General features: G+C 63.6%; 18 protein-coding genes. 4 read left to right on the forward strand and 14 right to left on the reverse strand.

Features of this window, described 5'->3' with window-relative positions; all coding sequences use genetic code 11:
* Positions 1 to 9: 9 nt before the first annotated feature.
* The 4 genes from J6524_RS10995 to J6524_RS11010 all read right to left on the reverse strand — a co-directional run bounded on the left by J6524_RS10995 (position 10) and on the right by J6524_RS11010 (position 4,147).
* Positions 10 to 1,302 (reverse strand): C4-dicarboxylate TRAP transporter substrate-binding protein, encoded by a 1,293-nt coding sequence (locus J6524_RS10995; RefSeq protein ID WP_225670374.1) that lies wholly within the window; start codon positions 1,300 to 1,302, stop codon positions 10 to 12.
* Positions 1,303 to 1,554: 252 nt separating this feature from the next.
* Positions 1,555 to 1,968, reverse strand: a complete 414-nt coding sequence (locus J6524_RS11000) for a Rieske (2Fe-2S) protein (RefSeq protein WP_225670376.1) — start codon at positions 1,966 to 1,968, stop codon at positions 1,555 to 1,557.
* Positions 1,968 to 3,071: an amidohydrolase family protein gene (locus J6524_RS11005; RefSeq protein ID WP_225670378.1), complete on the reverse strand. Its 1,104-nt coding sequence runs from the start codon at positions 3,069 to 3,071 to the stop codon at positions 1,968 to 1,970. Before J6524_RS11005 ends, J6524_RS11000 begins: the two co-directional genes overlap by 1 nt.
* Positions 3,068 to 4,147: an amidohydrolase family protein gene (locus J6524_RS11010; RefSeq protein ID WP_225670380.1), complete on the reverse strand. Its 1,080-nt coding sequence runs from the start codon at positions 4,145 to 4,147 to the stop codon at positions 3,068 to 3,070. The genes J6524_RS11005 and J6524_RS11010 overlap by 4 nt, the downstream gene beginning before the upstream one ends.
* A 133-nt stretch (positions 4,148 to 4,280) precedes the next feature.
* On the opposite strand from J6524_RS11010, the gene J6524_RS11015 reads away from it, so the two are divergent.
* Positions 4,281 to 4,763 carry a CinA family protein gene (locus tag J6524_RS11015; RefSeq protein WP_225670382.1) on the forward strand — a complete coding sequence of 161 codons (483 nt, stop codon included), beginning with the start codon at positions 4,281 to 4,283 and terminating at the stop codon, positions 4,761 to 4,763.
* 164 nt (positions 4,764 to 4,927) lie between these two features.
* Entirely contained in the window at positions 4,928 to 5,818 is an 891-nt protein-coding gene (locus J6524_RS11020; protein ID WP_225670383.1) for a hypothetical protein, read from the forward strand.
* A gap of 172 nt (positions 5,819 to 5,990) precedes the next feature.
* Here J6524_RS11020 and J6524_RS11025 read toward each other — a convergent pair whose 3' ends face one another.
* The 4 genes from J6524_RS11025 to J6524_RS11040 all read right to left on the reverse strand — a co-directional run bounded on the left by J6524_RS11025 (position 5,991) and on the right by J6524_RS11040 (position 9,985).
* Entirely contained in the window at positions 5,991 to 7,298 is a 1,308-nt protein-coding gene (locus J6524_RS11025; protein WP_225670384.1) for an HlyD family type I secretion periplasmic adaptor subunit, read from the reverse strand.
* On the reverse strand, positions 7,295 to 9,043 hold the full coding sequence (locus J6524_RS11030; RefSeq protein ID WP_225670385.1) for a type I secretion system permease/ATPase: 1,749 nt from the start codon (positions 9,041 to 9,043) through the stop codon (positions 7,295 to 7,297). The genes J6524_RS11025 and J6524_RS11030 overlap by 4 nt, the downstream gene beginning before the upstream one ends.
* Positions 9,044 to 9,185: 142 nt before the next feature.
* Entirely contained in the window at positions 9,186 to 9,518 is a 333-nt protein-coding gene (locus J6524_RS11035) for a hypothetical protein (RefSeq protein WP_225670386.1), read from the reverse strand.
* Positions 9,515 to 9,985: an acyl-CoA thioesterase domain-containing protein gene (locus tag J6524_RS11040; protein ID WP_225670387.1), complete on the reverse strand. Its 471-nt coding sequence runs from the start codon at positions 9,983 to 9,985 to the stop codon at positions 9,515 to 9,517. The genes J6524_RS11035 and J6524_RS11040 overlap by 4 nt, the downstream gene beginning before the upstream one ends.
* 90 nt (positions 9,986 to 10,075) lie before the next feature.
* Between J6524_RS11040 and J6524_RS11045 the strand changes: the two genes are divergently transcribed.
* A complete protein-coding gene (locus J6524_RS11045) occupies positions 10,076 to 11,008 on the forward strand; it encodes a LysR substrate-binding domain-containing protein (RefSeq protein ID WP_225670389.1) in 933 nt (310 codons plus the stop codon).
* A 4-nt stretch (positions 11,009 to 11,012) separates the two neighbouring features.
* Here the strand turns inward: J6524_RS11045 and J6524_RS11050 are convergent, their stop codons facing one another.
* The gene (locus J6524_RS11050; protein WP_225670391.1) at positions 11,013 to 11,282 is read right to left on the reverse strand and encodes a GlsB/YeaQ/YmgE family stress response membrane protein; all 270 of its coding nucleotides are present in this window, start codon (positions 11,280 to 11,282) and stop codon (positions 11,013 to 11,015) included.
* A gap of 103 nt (positions 11,283 to 11,385) precedes the next feature.
* On the opposite strand from J6524_RS11050, the gene J6524_RS11055 reads away from it, so the two are divergent.
* The gene (locus J6524_RS11055) at positions 11,386 to 11,625 is read left to right on the forward strand and encodes a hypothetical protein (RefSeq protein ID WP_225670393.1); all 240 of its coding nucleotides are present in this window, start codon (positions 11,386 to 11,388) and stop codon (positions 11,623 to 11,625) included.
* 141 nt (positions 11,626 to 11,766) lie between these two features.
* On the opposite strand, the gene J6524_RS11060 is transcribed toward J6524_RS11055, so the two are convergent.
* Genes J6524_RS11060 through J6524_RS11080 form a run of 5 tightly spaced genes read right to left on the reverse strand, consistent with a single transcriptional unit; the run spans position 11,767 to position 16,306 of the window.
* A complete protein-coding gene (locus J6524_RS11060) occupies positions 11,767 to 12,750 on the reverse strand; it encodes an ABC transporter ATP-binding protein (RefSeq protein WP_225670395.1) in 984 nt (327 codons plus the stop codon).
* Positions 12,747 to 14,159, reverse strand: coding sequence for an amidase (locus J6524_RS11065; protein ID WP_225670397.1), 1,413 nt, complete (start codon positions 14,157 to 14,159; stop codon positions 12,747 to 12,749). The genes J6524_RS11060 and J6524_RS11065 overlap by 4 nt, the downstream gene beginning before the upstream one ends.
* A complete protein-coding gene (locus J6524_RS11070; RefSeq protein WP_225670399.1) occupies positions 14,156 to 14,353 on the reverse strand; it encodes a hypothetical protein in 198 nt (65 codons plus the stop codon). The genes J6524_RS11065 and J6524_RS11070 overlap by 4 nt, the downstream gene beginning before the upstream one ends.
* Positions 14,350 to 15,423 (reverse strand): ABC transporter ATP-binding protein, encoded by a 1,074-nt coding sequence (locus J6524_RS11075; RefSeq protein WP_225670401.1) that lies wholly within the window; start codon positions 15,421 to 15,423, stop codon positions 14,350 to 14,352. Before J6524_RS11075 ends, J6524_RS11070 begins: the two co-directional genes overlap by 4 nt.
* Positions 15,424 to 15,427: 4 nt before the next feature.
* On the reverse strand, positions 15,428 to 16,306 hold the full coding sequence (locus tag J6524_RS11080) for an ABC transporter permease (RefSeq protein WP_376712013.1): 879 nt from the start codon (positions 16,304 to 16,306) through the stop codon (positions 15,428 to 15,430).
* Positions 16,307 to 16,309: the final 3 nt, after the last annotated feature.

A 16,309-nucleotide genomic window follows, 5' to 3' on the forward strand; every position in this document is an offset into this window, starting at 1 on the left:
TGGCGGAACCTACTTGCCGATTTCCTTATGCACCGAGTTCTTGGCGTCGGTGATCTTCAGGACCTCGTACGCCTTTTCGCCGGCCTTCCGGAAAGCGGCGAGATCGACATCCTTATTGATCGTCATGCCGCGAGACTTCAGTTGCTGCTCGACTTCGGCTTCCAGCCTCAGGATCTGACGCGATGTCTCCTCTCCGGCTCGATCGGCCTCTTCCACCAACGCGTCCTGATATTCCTTCGGCAGGCTGTCGAACCATTTGCCGCTGACGACTTCGAAGTTGATCAGCATGATGTGCTTTGTTTCATTCGCGACCTTAAGCACCTCGTAGAAGCGGCCCCCCGGAATGTTGTTGTAAACCAGCTCGACACCATCGATCGCCCGCTGCTGCAGTCCCGGGTACATCTCGCCGAATGCCATCGCTACCGGCACGGCACCAAGCGCGCGTATCGACTCTTGCCAAATTGGCGCCGGCGGCGTGCGGATGCGCAGGCCCTTCAGATCATCCGGCGTCTTTATCGGCTTGTTGGTAAAGAAATGTCGATAGCCTTGCACCCAGTTGAAAGACACCACCTTGAGCCCGAACTTGGTCGCAAGTTCTTCCTGCCATTTTGCGACGGTCGGCGCTTTGCGCAGCTTGGCAACTTCTTCCAGCGTCTCGACGAAATATGGTCCGTTCATCACGGCGATGCCGGGAACGTAGTTTCCCATACGCGCGGCGTCGGTGTTCTGGCCGATATTGGCTCCCTGCCTGATCTGCTCGATGATGTCTTCCTCAACACCCAGTTGCGCGGAATGGAAGACATCGATCTTGAGACCGCCATTGGTGCGCTGCTCGACGGCTTTGGCCCACTTCAGGAAGCCATCGTGGTATGGCTCCTTCGGGCCAAGCACGTGATTGAATTTTAGCGTGAATGTTTTCGGTGCCTGAGCCAAAACATTCGAATAGCCGAGCGCCCACAGGCCGAGCGCAGCATACGTGATTACGGCCAAATTTTTCATCACATCCTCCCTGCGGCTTCGTGCCGGCGTGCCGCCCCGTGCCTCCCGTCTTTTTCTTGCGGCGGCCATTCTGACGATGGTTTGCCGCCGAGGCCGATGCTTAAACCAAATGAAATCAGGTTGAGCTTGCTTTCGAGGGTAAATTCCGCCAAGGCAAAGTCCGTTCCACGGCCGGTCAATGCTCCGAGAAAGATGCGGACCAGAGCATTGTCCGCGGCTGAAGAACCGCCGCCGCAGAGGGGAACTCATCAGTGACACGAGCTTGGATTGCAGGTGCTCGAGACGATCGCGGCCGACCGGCATACGACTTGTGCATTGCAACCATGGGCCGTTAACGCACTGCTCCTTGCCTTGCCACTTCGCTCAGGACGGTTTGAACCTTAGCCACTGCCGGGATACGTGGTCCCTTGGCCGTTGCTGAATGCCTTGGCATCTACTCAATGGAATCAGCAAAGAGCCAGGACGTTTTCGAAGAGCCCGAGCAGGATCTTGGGATTTCCGGACGTACAATTGCACGTCCAGGTTCGCGCCTTCGACGCGCCGGAAGGACGGCCGTTACAAATCGACCACCACGTAATCGCTCTCCACCGAGACCGCGATGGTCTCTGCCACATACGGGCCCTTCACCACGGCCGATCCCGGCTCGACGTTGACGGGATAGGCTCGCGCGCGGAAGCGTTTCGGGTCGCAGTAGGATTGGCCGGTGCGGATGTCGAATTCCCAGCCGTGCCAGGGACAGCGGATGATTTCGCCGAGTTTTGTATACTCGATCTCGCCGGGGTTGGAGGATTGCGCGAGGCCAATCAACGGGCCCTCGCACAGGGCCGCGCCCTGATGCGGGCAGCGGTTCAACAGGCCGAAGAATTCGCCCTTGATGTTGAAGATCGCGATCGGCCGCCCGTCGATATCGAGGAATTTTCGCGTCCCCGGCGGCAACTCGTGCACCGGGGCGATGACGTGACGAACCATCAGGATATGCCGTACAGCTTCTTGGCGTTGCCGAGATAGAACGCTTCGCGGTTGGCCTCGCTGACGCCGGGCGGCACCACGCGCGACGGCTCGTCAAAATCCCAATGCGGATAATCCGTCGCGAATAGTAGCTTGTCCCAGCCGATCCACTCGATCACCTGGAACAGATGATCGCGGCGCTCCGGATCTTCCATCGGCTGCGTGGTCCACCAGATGTGATCGCGGATATATTCTGACGGCTTGCGCTTGAGATGCGGCACCTCGCTGTGAAGCTTCTCAAAATGCTTGTCGAGCCGCCAGGCGAGCGACGGCGCCCAGCCGAATCCGGCCTCGATCATCACCATCTTCAGTTTCGGGAAACGCTCGAACACGCCTTCGAGCACGAGGCTCGCGAGCACGGTCTGCTGGCACTGCGCATGGCCGACCATCTCCTCGATGTAGAAGCTCGGCCATCCCGACGGCGTGAGCGGGTTGCCGCCGAAGCCGAACGCGTGCACGCCAACCGGCAGCCCGATCTCCTGTGCCGCCTCGTAGATCGGCCAGTAGCGGCGCTGGCCGAGCGGCTCGACGTTGCGGGAGAGCAGCAGCACCTGCACGAAATTCGGATCGCCCGCGCGCTTGCGGATCTCGGCGGCGGCAGTCACGCCGTCCTCATTGGCGACAACGATCGACGCCTTCAGGCGCTTGTCCTGGCTGGTCCATTTCTCGATCTGCCAATCGTTGATGGCGGCGCAGAGCGCGCCGGCGAAATCCTGGTTGCGCAGGCCCTGCCCGCTGGCGAGCGGATTGAGCACGCCGAGCGCGACATTGTAGGGATCGAGCAACTGCTTCTGCATGAACGACAGCGAGGAGCCCTGCGGTCCGCCTTCCGGCGGCCAGGCATCGCGGCGCGAGGCGTTCGGCTGCGCCTTCGGATAGGGCGGCCCTTCCATCATGCCGTGATAGGCCCCGATGCCGTAGGTCTCGAGATGCGAATGCCAGCGCTTGGCCATGAACGGATAGAGTTCGTCCCTGGTCGCGCGCGCGGGATGGATATCGCAATCGGCAATCGCAGTCTTGACGCTGGTGGAAGCGGAAGACTCTGGGCGGAACTGGACGTTCATGGCGTCGTCTCCTTCACCATCTGCAACCGGCCGTAAGTCGCGAGCGGATTGTCGATCATGATCTTGCGGACAAGATCGCTCGACAATCCCGGCGGCAGCACCTCGTCGCCATCGAACTGCCAGTGCGGATAGTCGGTCGAGAATAGGAGCAATTCGTCCGACTGCATATGGTCAAACAGGCGGTTCAGGGTTGCGGGATCGGGCGGCGCATCGACCGGCTGCAGCGAGAATCGGATGTTGCTACGCACAATCTCCAGCGGCGCGCGATCGACCCACGGCGTTTCCATCCGAATGCCGCGCCAGAACTTGTGCAGGCGCCACAGATAGGCCGGCAGCCAGGTGAAGCCGGACTCCAGCATCACCATTTTCAGATTCGGATGCCGTGCGAACACGCCTTCCACGATCAGGCTGGTGAGCTGGGTCTGAAACGCGGTCGCTTGCGCGACATAGTCCTCGATGTGATAGGAACCCCAGCCGATCGAGGTCGGCGGGTTGTGATAGGCGCTGCCGGCATGAATGCCGATGGTGAGGCCGAGCCGTTCGGCGGTAGCGTAGATCGGCCAGTAGGCGCGCTTGCCCAAGGGCATGTCGCCCATGACCAGCATCAGCACTTGAACGAAGCGCTTGTCCTTTGCGCAACGCTCGATTTCGGCGACGGATTTTTCGGCGCTTTGCGAGGGGATCACGATCGAGCCGCGCAGCCGCGCTTCCCTGTCGAGCCACTCCTTGGCCAGCCAGTCGTTCAGCGCGCGGCAGAATGCGTCCTGCATGTCCTCGGAAAACACCATCTGGACGCCGTAGAGCGGATTGCAGATGCCGTAAGCTACAGCGAACCGGTCGAGCGCCTGCTTCTGCATTTCGGCAATGTCAGCGCCGGGCTTACCCTGCGCCGGCCGCCAGTCGGGTCGCGCTGAGATCGGCGAATTGGTCGGATAGGATTGCGAGACCAGGTCGGTCATGCCGCGCGTTGTCACCTGATCGCGCCAATAATCGTTCATGTAGGGCAACAGGCTGGTCAAATGCGGAACGGCGGGATGCAGATCGCAATCCACGCCGCCCGTGATCGGCGACGTCATGGTGTTTCCCCGTGTGCCGCTTTGGCTGCGGTCGTTTGAGGTATTCAATCAGGGAGCCCCACGCGCCGCAACTCGGCAAATGTGGACCTCCTGTGCTAGGAGGACATGACTGGCGGGATTTTTGGGAGGTGAGATGAAAGAACTCATAACGATAGCCGAAAAGATCGCCGCTCAATTAGTCGCGCGCAAACAGACGATTGCGGTTGCGGAATCTTCAACCGGCGGCCTGATCTCGGCGGCGCTGCTGTCAGTGCCGGGCGCATCGGCCTATTTCCTTGGCGGCGCGGTGGTCTACACGCGGGACGCACGGCGGCTGCTGATGGATATTCCTGATGAGGCGATGAAGGGCCTCCGCTCGGCTTCGGAGCCCTACGCAGAACTACTGGCGAGCCAGGTGCGCCAGCGCTTTGCAGCGGATTGGGGACTCTCGGAGACCGGCGCGACGGGGCCGACCGGCAACCGTTATGGCGACGCGGCCGGCCATTGCTGCACGGCGGTAGCGGGGCCGCAAAGCGCGGTGTTCACGCTGGAGACGGGCATTGCAGACCGGCAAGCCAACATGCAGGCGTTTGCGAAGACGGCGTTGAATTTGCTGCTGGAGACTTTGTCGCGCTGATGCGCAGCATGGAATTGCCAGACCTGATCCTTAGGAGCGCGGAACGCGCGTCTCGAAGGATGAGTGGCACCAGCGGGGCCGCATGGTTCGAGACGGCGCTAAGGCGCCTCCTCACCATGAGGGTTTAGTAGTTGGTACTGTAGCTGTCACTGAGGATTGCACCCATGCAACAGCCATTCGACCGCGCCGCAGAGGATCTCGGCAACTCAATCCATCTCGAGCACGTCAACGTCACTATTCCCGATCAGCGGTTGGCGACGCTGTTCTACAACGCCGGCCTCGGGCTGACCCGCGATCCCTATCTGATGGTCTCGGACAGCAACATGTGGATCAATGTCGGCAGAAGCCAGTTTCATCTGCCGCAGGGGCCAGCGCAGGTGCTGCGCGGCCATACCGGCATCGTCATCGCGGGACGCGAAGCGCTGCTGGATCGACTCGCGTCGGTCGCGAAGAAGCTGGAAGGGACATCATTTGCATTCAGCGAGCGCAACGACCACGTCGAGGCGATCTGTCCTTGGGGCAATCGCATCCGCTGCTACGCGCCGGATGCCGCGCGCTTCGGACGCATTACGCTCGGCCTTCCCTATGTCGAGTTCGATGTGCCGGTCGGGACGGCCAAGGCAATCTCCGCGTTCTATCCCGCGATCATGGGAATGCAGGCGGAGCTGTTGAACGGCGACGGCACCGTTGCGCGCGTCAAGGCCGGCAAGAACCAGTACCTGCAATTCCGGGAGACCGACCGCGCGCTGCCGGATTACGACGGGCATCACGTGCAGATCTACATCACGGACTTTTCCGGTCCCTACCACCGCCTGCGAGAGCGCGGGCTGATCTCGCAGGAAGACAACCAGTATCAATACCGCTTCCGCGATATCGTTGACATCGATGATGGTAGGCACCTCTTCACGGTGGAGCACGAGGTGCGCAGCGCCACGCATCCGATGTTCATGCGGCCGCTGGTCAACCGCAATCCAGCCGAGACCAACCGCACCTACGCGCCCGGGCATGAGGATTGGGCGTGGGCGATGAGGCCGGATGAGTACGACAGGAGATAGGATCGCCGCTTTCGAGCACCTCGACCGTCATACCCGCGCCGGCGGGGTATCCAGTACGCCGCGGCCTTTCGGTTCCATCACCGCCGTTTCCGGAGTACTGGATCACCCGCCCCAGTGCGCAATTGCGCACAAGGCGGGTGATGACAGCGGAGAACGGGGATCAAGAGGAGCCTCACCTCTCCCGGAACGAGCGCATGAGCTGGTCGCTGAACGGCTTCATCAAATACGAGAACATGGTGCGGTCGCCGGTCTGGACGAAGGCTTCCACCGGCATGCCCGGGATGATCTTGACCTCGCCGAGGCGAGCGACTTCGTCCGGCGGCATCGAGACGCGGATGGTGTAGTAGCTCTGGCCGGTGCGTTGGTCGGTGGTGACGTCGGCCGAGACGCGGGTGACGACGCCGTTCAGTTCGGGCGTGGTGCGCTGGTTGAAGGCGGACAGCCTAAGCAGCGTCTTCTGGCCGACCTGCAGCTTGTCGATGTCCTGCGGATTGACCTTGGCCTCGACGGAGAGATCGTCGGCCTTCGGCACGATCATCATGATGGCATCGCCCGCGGTGATGACGCCGCCGACGGTGTGAACCGTCGACTGCAGCACCACGCCGTCCTGTGGCGCGCGGATGTCGATGCGGCGCAGTTGGTCTTCCGCGGTGACCTTGCGCTCGACGAACTCGCCGATCTTGTCGTTGGTCTCGCGCAGGTCCTTGGAAACTTCGCTGACGACGTCCTTGTCGATCTGGATGATCTGCAACTCGGTTTCGGTGATCTTGCCTTTGGCCTGCGCACGGGCGGCGATGTATTGCGCGCGCTCGCCCGACAGGCGGGCGAGATCGCGCTCCAGCACCGTCAGGCGCGAGATCTGAATCAGGCGCTGCTCATAGAGCTGGCGCACGCCGACCAGCTCCTTCTCCACCAGCGCGATTTCCTTATCCTTGGCCTGTTCCTGCGCGGTTAGGCCGGCGATTTCCTCGTTGAGCTGCGCGACGCGCTCGCGCAACTGCGATTTCTGCCCGGCGCGCCCGAACACGCGAACCTCGAACAGCTTTGTTTCGCTTGCCATGACGTCGCGAACGTCAGGATCGTCGGCGCGCTCGGCGAGCTGTGGAGGGAACTTGATCTGGTCGAGGCCGCGCTGCTCAGCTTCCAGCCGCGCCGCACGCGCCCATAAGCCGTTCAGCGTCTTCACGACGATGGCAAGGCTCGCCTTGACCACGGTCTCGTCGAGCCGCACCACGATATCGCCGGCCTTGACAACATCGCCATCACGCGCGCGCACCTCGCCGACCACGCCGCCGGTCGGGTGCTGCACCTTCTTGACGTTGGAGTCGACCACCACCGAGCCCGGCGCGATCAGCGCGCCCGAAATCTGCACAGTCGAGGCCCAGCCGCCGAACCCGCCGGCAACCACCAGCATCAGCGCAAGGCCCAGGATGAGATGCGAGCGGATTGATCGGCGCGCGCCTTTCAGTTCGGCGGTCATGATTTTTTCGCGGCTCCCGCTTCGGACACGATCTTGATCGGCGGCGGCGGTGACGGCACGCGCTGCAGCACCTGACCGAGCACGGTTTCCTTCGGCCCGAACGCGTGCATGCGTCCCTCCTTCAGGACCAGCAATTGATCAACTGCCTCGATGCCAATCGGCCGGTGCGCTACCACGACCACAATGGCGCCGCGCGCCCGCGCAGCGCGCACCGCTCGGGTGAGCGCCTCGTCGCCCTCACTGTCGAGATTGGAGTTCGGCTCGTCAAGCACGATCAGGAACGGATCGCCGTAGAGCGCACGGGCCAAGGCCACGCGCTGCGCTTGTCCGGCAGAGAGCGCCGCGCCCTGCTCGCCGATCTGCGTATCATAACCCTCGCGCATCTTGATGATCATCTCATGCACGCCGGCCTCCTTGGCGGCGGCGATGATGGCGTCGGACTTCGCCTCGGGGTCGAAGCGGCAGATATTCTGCGCCACGGTGCCGGCGAACAGTTCGACGTCCTGCGGCAGATAGCCGATGTAGCGGCCGAGCACGTCCGACGACCACTGGTCGAGCGCGGCGCCGTCGAGCCGCACCTTGCCGCGGACCGGGGTCCAGACGCCGACCAGCGCGCGGACCAGCGACGACTTGCCGGACCCGCTCGGGCCAATGACGCCGAGGCCGGTGCCGGCGTCGACGGCGAAGTTGACATCCTGCACGATGACGCGCTGATCGCCCGGCGGCACGATGCTGACGGCCTCGACCGACAGCCGCTTGGTCGGCGCTTGCAGTAGCGTCTGCTCGTTCGCCGGCGGCATCTTCTCCAAAAGCCCGGAGAGTCGACGCCAGCTCTGGCGCGCGGCCATAAAACCTTTCCAATGGGCGATGGCGAGGTCAACGGGGGCCAGGGCGCGGGCGGCCAGGATCGAGCCCGCGATGATGATGCCGCCGGTGGCTTCCTGGTGGATCACGAGATAGGCGCCGACCGCGAGCACCGCCGATTGCAACATCATGCGCAACACCTTGGCGACCGCCCCGAGGCCGCCGGCGATATCGCTGGCGCGCTGGTTGCCCGCCAGATAGGTCTCGTTGGCCTCGCTCCAGCGCTTGCTCAGGCGTCCGGACATGCCCATCGCGACCAGCACCTCGGCGTTACGACGGCTGGTGGCGGCGAGATCGTTGCGCCGCGCTGCCAGCGTCATCGCCTCCTTCGCCGGCGCGCGCGACAGGAACTCGGTGATCAGCGTCAGCGTCACCAGGATGATGGCGCCGGCCAGCGCGGTGACGCCGAGCAGCCAGTGAAACGCAAAGCAGATTGCGAGATAGAACGGCAGCCAGGGCAGATCGAAGAACGCGCCCGGCCCCATGCTGCCGAGGAATGATCTGACATTGTCGAGATCACGCAGCGGCTGCAGGCCCTCATTGCGGCTGCCGACCATCAGCGGCAGGCGAACCACGGTCTCGAACACGCGCGTGTTGATGGCCTCATCCAGCGCCGTTCCGATGCGGCCGAGGATGCGGCCGCGAATCAGGTCGAGGCAGCCTTGGGCGATGTAGAGGCCGGCGGCGAGAATCACCAGACCGACCAAGGTGGGCACGCTGCGGCTCGGCAGCACGCGGTCGTAGACCTCCAGCATGAAGATGGAGCCGGTGAGGTACAGGATATTGATCATGCAGCTCATGACGCCAACGCCGATAAAGGCGTTGCGGCAAGCGCGCAGCGCTTCACCGAGCTCGGAACGCCGGACGGGAGCGGCTGCCATTTATGCGCATCTCTTCAAGCGGGTAGGGCTACGTGGCGGTTTTACCGGTGTTTTCTGATACCGTCCATTTTAAGTCACGTTAACCTATATCCAGTTCACCCCTATGAAGGGCGAAAACGGAAGTTTGCGCGCTTGGGGGCAGCTAATTTGATGCCCGGGCCAGCCCTTCGGCGGGTTGAGCCTTGGCCTGGAGCGGAAACGGCACCAGAATCACGGACATCGAGACCCGGCCGATCTCGCCATCGACGTCGAGCAGGACACCGCTTCCGGCGCCCAACCCGCCCGCTGGCCGCCAGCGGGCTTGCGCGCGAATGCCGATCCAGGGGCCCTCCGGCTGGCGGAACAGCTGGACCGTCAGATTCGGGTTCGGATCCGCCACCACATTCTGGCACGGGCGGGCGATGCCATGGGTCCAGTCGGCCGGGCCGAGTACCGCGGAGAGCGGGCCTGCGTCGTTGATGACCGCCTGATTCATGCGAAACCAGGCGACGCCATCACCCTCGCGGCTTCCATCGCCTCCATGAACCAGGGCCCGCCATGCGCCGCCTGCCTGGTGCGGACCGGAAACTGCGTGGGATCGGCGGCCTCGCGCGCAGGCTCGACAAATCCGGGCACGTCGACCGCGCGCTCCCGTGACAGCGTCACCCGGACGGTGGCGCAGGGCTGCTCCTCGCCGGCCGGCCACAGCGTGTTGTCGACCACACTGACGCGGCCGCCTTCCGTCACGACCGAGAGCGCGGTTCGCAATTCCGTCATCGGGGTCGGCCGCAGGAACCAGGCCGACGTCGCAATGGCCCTGCCCCAATTCCTCTGATGCGCCTGCGCCTCAATCTCCGCCGTCAGCAGACTTGCGACAGCGCCGCCCTGCAGGCCGGCGAAGGGGCCGGCGGCGAGTGGCGTTGGCTGCCAGCGATGCGGGCCAAGCGGCTCGAAGATTGCCAATGGTGCGATGTCCTGGGGTGAGGCGTATTGCACGTTGAGCTAGTCTGGCGGAAGACAGCGCATATAACAAAAGGGATTTCCTCATCTCAGATGAATACTATTCACCTCTCGGAAGCACCGTCCTCGCCGCTGCGCGCGATCCCGCCATTAACCGCATTGCTGGCATTCGAGCGCGCCGCTTCGCAACTGAGCTTTCGCCGCGCGGCGCGCGATCTTTCGCTCAGTCCGTCGGCGATCAGCCATCAGATCCGCGGGCTGGAAGAGCGGTTCGGCACAAAACTGTTCGTGCGCGGTGCGCGTTCGGTGCGGCTGACGGCCGATGGCGAGCGCTATTTCGCAAAGGTCTCGGCGGCGCTCTTGGCGCTGCACGACGCAAGCCGCGACATGCTGCGAAATCGCCGCGATGCGGACGCCGAACTCTGGATCAGCTCGCTACCATTCTTCACCTCCGCGGTGCTAATCCCGGCGCTACCGGCATTCAAGCGACGTCATCCGCAACTTACGCTGCGCATCGAAGCCACGCATCAATATACTGATTTCAATGCTTCCCGCGTCGATGTTGCGATCCGCTATGGCCGCGAACATTCGACGGGACTGAAATTCGAGCCGCTCGTCGCCGTGAAGGGCTTGCCGGTTTGTGCGCCCGCGCTGATCAGGGGCGGATTGAAGCAGCCGGAGGATCTGTCACGGCAGGTGCTGATACATCTGACGTCACAACCACGCGCGTGGCCGGTCTGGCTTCGGGAGGCCGGGCTTGCGCACCTCACGCCGCGCGGGCATCTGTGGCTCGACAGCGTACCGGCGATGCTGGAGGCCGCCGAACAGGGGCTCGGCGTCACGCTCGCGATGTCGCCGCTGATCAAGGCGCGGCCCTCCTTCGGCAAGAAACTGGTCGCACCCTTCTCGTTCGAGGCCGCGCATAGCGAGACGATCTATCTCGTCTCGCGCACCGAACAGGCGCGTGACCGCCGGATTGCGGCGGTGCGGCGCTGGATCGTCGAGGCGGTGAGCGGGGCGAAATAGCGCGTTACCACCGTCTGCGGGTGCGGAGCAGCCGCACGATCATTAGCAGGATGATAGCGCCGATGGTGGAGTAGGCGATCTCGGACACCAGCCCGGTGCCGAGGCGAATGCCGAGCCTTGGAAACAGCAGGCTCGCCAGCAGCGCGCCGGCGATGCCGACGAGAATGTCGCCGATAATGCCAAAGCCGGTGCCGCGCACGATCTTGCCGGCGAGCCAGCCGGCCACCAGGCCGACAAAGAGAATAACCAGAATGCCTTCGTTGGAAATCACCATTTGAGGTCCCCCAGGATTCAGGTCGGCCGATACGACGAGCCGTCCACGCTTTCGACTGCGCCTGCGAAGTGAAACTTTTTTATGTCAGGCGCGTTATGCCGGCATGAAACAGAACGATATTTGGTATGTGACTTTCGGTCCGGAGAGGACAGACGAGACTGCAGAGAGCGCGGCGCGCACGACCCGCACTTTTAAATCTGAAATCGACGCCAAGCTGTTTGCGATGCAAATCCTGGCCAAGGGCTGGTCCGCCAGCGCCGGCACTCTCAATCCCCATCAGCCGAAGCAGGTGGTGGGACCGGCACAGATAGAGCAATGGGCCGATCCCGGGCTGGGTGGCTGACTCCTCTCGTGTCCCGGACGCGGCGCGTCAGGTAGCGATGCGACGCAGAGCCGGATCCAGGCTGCAACACATGGCCCTCGGATAAGCAGCGCACCACGCCGCGAAGTGCGGCGCGTTGCGCAGCATCCGGGGAACGTCGCTTCAGCTTGCCGCGGAAACTTCTACCGGCTCCGCCAACACACAACGCGCTGTTCTGTCTGACGACACCTGCACATTGGGCGGCAAGCGCTCGCTGCAGCGCGGCTCCGCGACCGCACAACGCGGCGCGAATGAGCAGCTCACAGGCGCCCTGTCGAGCGAGGGCGGCGTACCCGGGATGGTCTCCAGCCGCTGGCCGCGTTTGGCGCCGTGGACGGTCGAGGCCAATAGCCCCTTGGCATAGGGATGTACCGGCGTGCGGACGATGTCGCGCAAGCGGCCCTGCTCCACGATCTGGCCGGCATACATCACGGCAACGCGGTCGCAGATTTCGATGGCGACACCGATATCGTGGGTCACGAAGATCACGGACATGCCGAACTCGCGCTGCAACTCGCGCAGCAGCAGGAGGATCTGGATCTGCACGGTAGCGTCCAGCGCCGTGGTCGGCTCGTCCGCGAGCAGAATTCTTGGCTTGCATGCAAGCGCTAGCGCGATCATCGCGCGCTGGCGCATGCCACCGCTCATTTCATGCGGATAGGCCTCCAAGCGCCGCTTGGCGGAGGGAATGCGGACTACCTCCAGCATTTCCAGCGCGCGCGCCATCGCCTCCTTTTCGCTTTTGCCTTCGTGGCGGATCACGGTCTCCGCGATCTGGCGGCCGATTGTGTAGACGGGATCGAGCGCCAGCGCCGGCTCCTGGAAGATCATCGAAACCGTCTGGCCGCGAAAGTCCGAAAGCTCCTCCTCGTTCATCGCCAGCACGTCGCGTCCGAGCACCTTCACAGTGCCCGAAATCTGCGTCCGCTTCTTTGGCAATAGCCGCATCAGCGCGCGCAACGTTACGCTCTTGCCAGAGCCGGACTCGCCGAGCAGGCCGAGCACCTCGCCTTCGCCAAGCGAGAGCGAGATATCGTTGACGGCATGAACCGTCCGCTCGCCGGTGAAGCGGATGTTGAGGTCGCGGATCTCGACGAGGTTGCTCATGCCAATTTGGGTACCTGTTGATGATAGTCGGTCGCGCGCTGGAAGGCTGCGCCGATCCGAACCAGCGTGGCCTCGTCGAAGGAGCGGCCGATCAACTGCATGCCGACCGGTAGGCCGCTGCTGGTGAAGCCCGCGGGAATCGAGAGCGATGGCAGGCCGAGATAGTTGATGGGCCGCGTGAATCGCGTGATCCGCTGGATCACGGCTTCCGCATCGAGGCTGTTGCCGACATCGCTCTCGGCGATGGTCGCCGCCGGCATCGGCGCCACCGGTGCGATCACGGCATCGGTGCCTTCGACCGCCGGGAGGTAGGCGGCAAGCGCCGGACCGCGCCAGCGCAGCGCGTCGAGATAGGTCACCGCTGGAATCGCGAGCCCGTTCTGCAACCGCATCAAGACCTGCCCGCCATAATCCTGCGGTCGCTCGATCATCCAGCGCTTGTGGAAGGCGGCGGCTTCGGTGGCGAGCACGATCTGGCAGGCAGCGGTGAGCTGGCGCTGATCCGGCAGCTCGACTTTGACGATTTCGGCGCCCTCATTCTTGAGGGTGGCGATGGTCTCGTCGAGCACCCGCGCCACTTCGGAATCGAGGTCGTCGACATAGAAGGCGGTGGGTACGCCGATCTTCGCACCCTTGAGCGAGCCCGTCGTCGCGGCCATGTAGTTCGGCACCGGCCGCGTCGACGTGGTCGGATCCTCGGGATCGGCGCCCGCCATCAGCCCGACCAGCAGCGCGCAGTCTTCCACGGTTTGCGCGAGCGGTCCGACGGTGTCGAGCGATTGCGACAATGGCATCGCGCCGGCGCGGCTGATCAGGCCGACCGTGGTCTTGAAGCCGGTGACGCCGCAGAAATGCGCGGGCATCCGGATCGAGCCGCCGGTATCGGAGCCGAGCGCCGCAAAGGTCAGCCGCGCCGCAACCGCGGAGCCCGAGCCGGATGACGAGCCCCCGGTGATGTGATCGACATTCCAGGGATTGCGAACCACGCCGTAGTGGACGTTGTGGCCGGTCGGGCCGTAGGCGAACTCGACCATCTGCAGCGAGCCGAGCCTGACGAAGCCGGCGTCCTTCAGCCGCTGCAACGCAGTTGAGGTCGTCGTCGCGACGAACTCGCGCCGGATTTTCGAACCGCAGGTCACGACCTTGCCGGCCTCGTAATACATATCCTTGTGCGCCATCGGCACGCCGTGCAGGGGCCCGAGTATCTCGCCCTTGGCCAGCGCCGCGTCGGCGGCATCAGCGGCAGCAAGCGCCTCCTCCGTCTCGATCGCCATGAAGGCGTTGACGCGCGGCTGCCATTGCGCGATGCGGTCCAAACAGGACTGCGTCGCTTCGCGGGAGGAAATTGACTTGCCGGCGATCGCCTTCGCGACCGCGACCAGCGACATCAAGGCCGGTTCGCCGCTCATTTTGACACCTTGGCGTTCTGCACCAGGAGAAAGGTTGCAGGCTCGAGATCCATCGGCAGCGTGCCGGCAACCGGGGCGAAGCCGTCGAACGCAGGTCCGATGGAATTGGCGATGCGCGCGGAAACTTCCGAATCCTGCGGCACACCGGCGACGTCGGTCATTACCTTGACCTGTTTGGGATCGGGTCTTGTCATGCGGCGGTTGCTCCCATGTCGTTCTTGCTGGCCGGTGCGCGGCTGTGCCCGGAGCCTGCAATGGCCATGTAGCACGCCGCCTGATGGCCCATTGTATCGACATCGCTGAGTTTTGGCGTCGCATTTGCGCAGAGCGGCTCCGCAAACGGGCAGCGGGTGTGAAACCTGCAGCCGGACGGCGGGTCGATCGGGTTGGGCGGATCGCCCGAGATCGGCGGCGTTTCGGTGCGGTTATCAGGGTCGGAGGACGGCATGGCGGCGAGCAGCGCGCGCGTATAGGGATGCGCCGGCGCGTCCCAGACCTTGTCGACCGGACCGAGCTCGACGACCTCGCCGAGATACATCACCAGCACGCGGTCCGAGATGTAGCGAACGACGTTAAGATCGTGGCTGATGAAAAGGTAGGTCAGGCCGAATTCGCGCTTCAGATCAGCCAGCAGGTTGAGCACCTGCGCTTCGACCGATTTGTCCAGCGCGGAGACCGCTTCATCAAGGATCACCAGCCGCGGCGAGAGCGCCAGCGCACGCGCGATATTGACGCGCTGGCGCTGGCCGCCGGAAATCTCATGCGGATAACGGTTTGCGAAAGTCTCGGGCCTCAGGCCCACCTTGCCAAGGAGTTCGCGGGACAGGGTGCGCGCAGCCGCATCGGCCATGCCGTGCACCTTTGGGCCGAACGCAATCGATTCCTCGATTGTGAGGCGCGGGTTGAGCGAGGCGTAGCTGTCCTGAAACACCATCTGCATGCCGCGGCGCAGATCACGCAGCGACAAGGCGCGGCCGACCTGCATGCCGTCATAGATGATGTCGCCGGCATCGCGCTTCATCAGATGCATCAGCAGCCGCGCCGTGGTCGACTTGCCGCAGCCGGATTCGCCGACGATGCCGACCGTCTCGCCCTTGGCGATGGAGAAGGAAACATCGTCGACCGCGCGCACGGTCTTGCGCGGGCTGAAGAGATCACCGCGCACCGGAAAATGCTTGGTCAGGCCGACGACCTGCAGCAGCGGCTGCGCCGCGCCTCCGACGTCCTCGACCTGCTCCAATACTGACTGATACGTTTCATTCATCGCGTCAGTTCCTGATATCCATAGCGCTGCGCATGCCGTCGCTGAGGAGATTGAAGCAGATCGACACCGCAAAGATCATCACGCCGGGCAACGCGGCCACCCATGGGTTAATGTAGATCGCGGTGCGGAGCGTGTTGAGCATCAGGCCCCATTCCGGCTCAGGCGGCTTGGTGCCGAGACCAAGGAACGAGAGGCCGGCAGCGAGGATCATCGACACCGAGATCAGCCCGGTGGCATAGACGAAGATCGGGCCGAGCACATTGCCGAGCATATGCACGCGCATGATGGTGAAGGGACCGGCGCCGGAGGCGCGCGCGGCTTCGACGAAATCCATGTTGCGCACGCCGGTGGTGACGCTTTCGGCGACGCGGGTGATCTGCGGCACGAACACGATGGTCAGCGAGACGATCGAATTGACGATGCCTGCGCCCAGTGCGCCCGAAATCGCGATCGCCAGCAGCACCGACGGGAAAGCGTAGAACACGTCGACCGTGCGCATGATCGCAGTGTTGAGCCGGCCGCCGACATAACCGGCGACGAGGCCGAGCGAGGTGCCGATCACGAAGGCAAGGATCACGGGCAGAATACCGATGATCAGCGACAGCCGGCCACCATAGATCAGCCGCGCCAGCATGTCGCGGCCGAGCTCGTCGGTGCCGAGCGGATAGTTCGGTGTGCCGATGTGGCGAAGCCGGCGGATCATCGAACCCTGATAGGGATCGGCAAGGCCGAGCCACGGCGCAAGCAGTGCGGAAAGAAAGATCAGCACCAGCACGAAGGCGCAGACCATGCTGACCTTGTCACGCACGATGCGGCGGCCGACGGTGGCCCAATAGCCGCGCGCCTTGGTGATGGGGGCAGCCTGCAGCGCGGTATCTGACATTAC

Origin of the sequence: Bradyrhizobium hereditatis (genome assembly GCF_020329435.1) — a bacterium.
GTDB classification, from domain to species: Bacteria; Pseudomonadota; Alphaproteobacteria; order Rhizobiales; family Xanthobacteraceae; genus Bradyrhizobium; species Bradyrhizobium hereditatis.

Coding starts and splice junctions, on each gene's coding strand:
- J6524_RS11050 (WP_225670391.1), bottom strand. CDS start 11,282: ATGGTGATTTCCAACGAAGGCATTCTGGTTATTCTCTTTGTCGGCCTG.
- J6524_RS11055 (WP_225670393.1), top strand. CDS start 11,386: ATGAAACAGAACGATATTTGGTATGTGACTTTCGGTCCGGAGAGGACA.
- J6524_RS11025 (WP_225670384.1), bottom strand. CDS start 7,298: ATGACCGCCGAACTGAAAGGCGCGCGCCGATCAATCCGCTCGCATCTC.
- J6524_RS11080 (WP_376712013.1), bottom strand. CDS start 16,306: ATGTCAGATACCGCGCTGCAGGCTGCCCCCATCACCAAGGCGCGCGGC.
- J6524_RS11000 (WP_225670376.1), bottom strand. CDS start 1,968: ATGGTTCGTCACGTCATCGCCCCGGTGCACGAGTTGCCGCCGGGGACG.
- J6524_RS10995 (WP_225670374.1), bottom strand. CDS start 1,302: ATGCCGGTCGGCCGCGATCGTCTCGAGCACCTGCAATCCAAGCTCGTG.
- J6524_RS11045 (WP_225670389.1), top strand. CDS start 10,076: ATGAATACTATTCACCTCTCGGAAGCACCGTCCTCGCCGCTGCGCGCG.
- J6524_RS11020 (WP_225670383.1), top strand. CDS start 4,928: ATGCAACAGCCATTCGACCGCGCCGCAGAGGATCTCGGCAACTCAATC.
- J6524_RS11060 (WP_225670395.1), bottom strand. CDS start 12,750: ATGAGCAACCTCGTCGAGATCCGCGACCTCAACATCCGCTTCACCGGC.
- J6524_RS11075 (WP_225670401.1), bottom strand. CDS start 15,423: ATGAATGAAACGTATCAGTCAGTATTGGAGCAGGTCGAGGACGTCGGA.
- J6524_RS11035 (WP_225670386.1), bottom strand. CDS start 9,518: ATGAATCAGGCGGTCATCAACGACGCAGGCCCGCTCTCCGCGGTACTC.
- J6524_RS11015 (WP_225670382.1), top strand. CDS start 4,281: ATGAAAGAACTCATAACGATAGCCGAAAAGATCGCCGCTCAATTAGTC.
- J6524_RS11005 (WP_225670378.1), bottom strand. CDS start 3,071: ATGAACGTCCAGTTCCGCCCAGAGTCTTCCGCTTCCACCAGCGTCAAG.
- J6524_RS11065 (WP_225670397.1), bottom strand. CDS start 14,159: ATGAGCGGCGAACCGGCCTTGATGTCGCTGGTCGCGGTCGCGAAGGCG.
- J6524_RS11010 (WP_225670380.1), bottom strand. CDS start 4,147: ATGACGTCGCCGATCACGGGCGGCGTGGATTGCGATCTGCATCCCGCC.
- J6524_RS11030 (WP_225670385.1), bottom strand. CDS start 9,043: ATGGCAGCCGCTCCCGTCCGGCGTTCCGAGCTCGGTGAAGCGCTGCGC.
- J6524_RS11070 (WP_225670399.1), bottom strand. CDS start 14,353: ATGACAAGACCCGATCCCAAACAGGTCAAGGTAATGACCGACGTCGCC.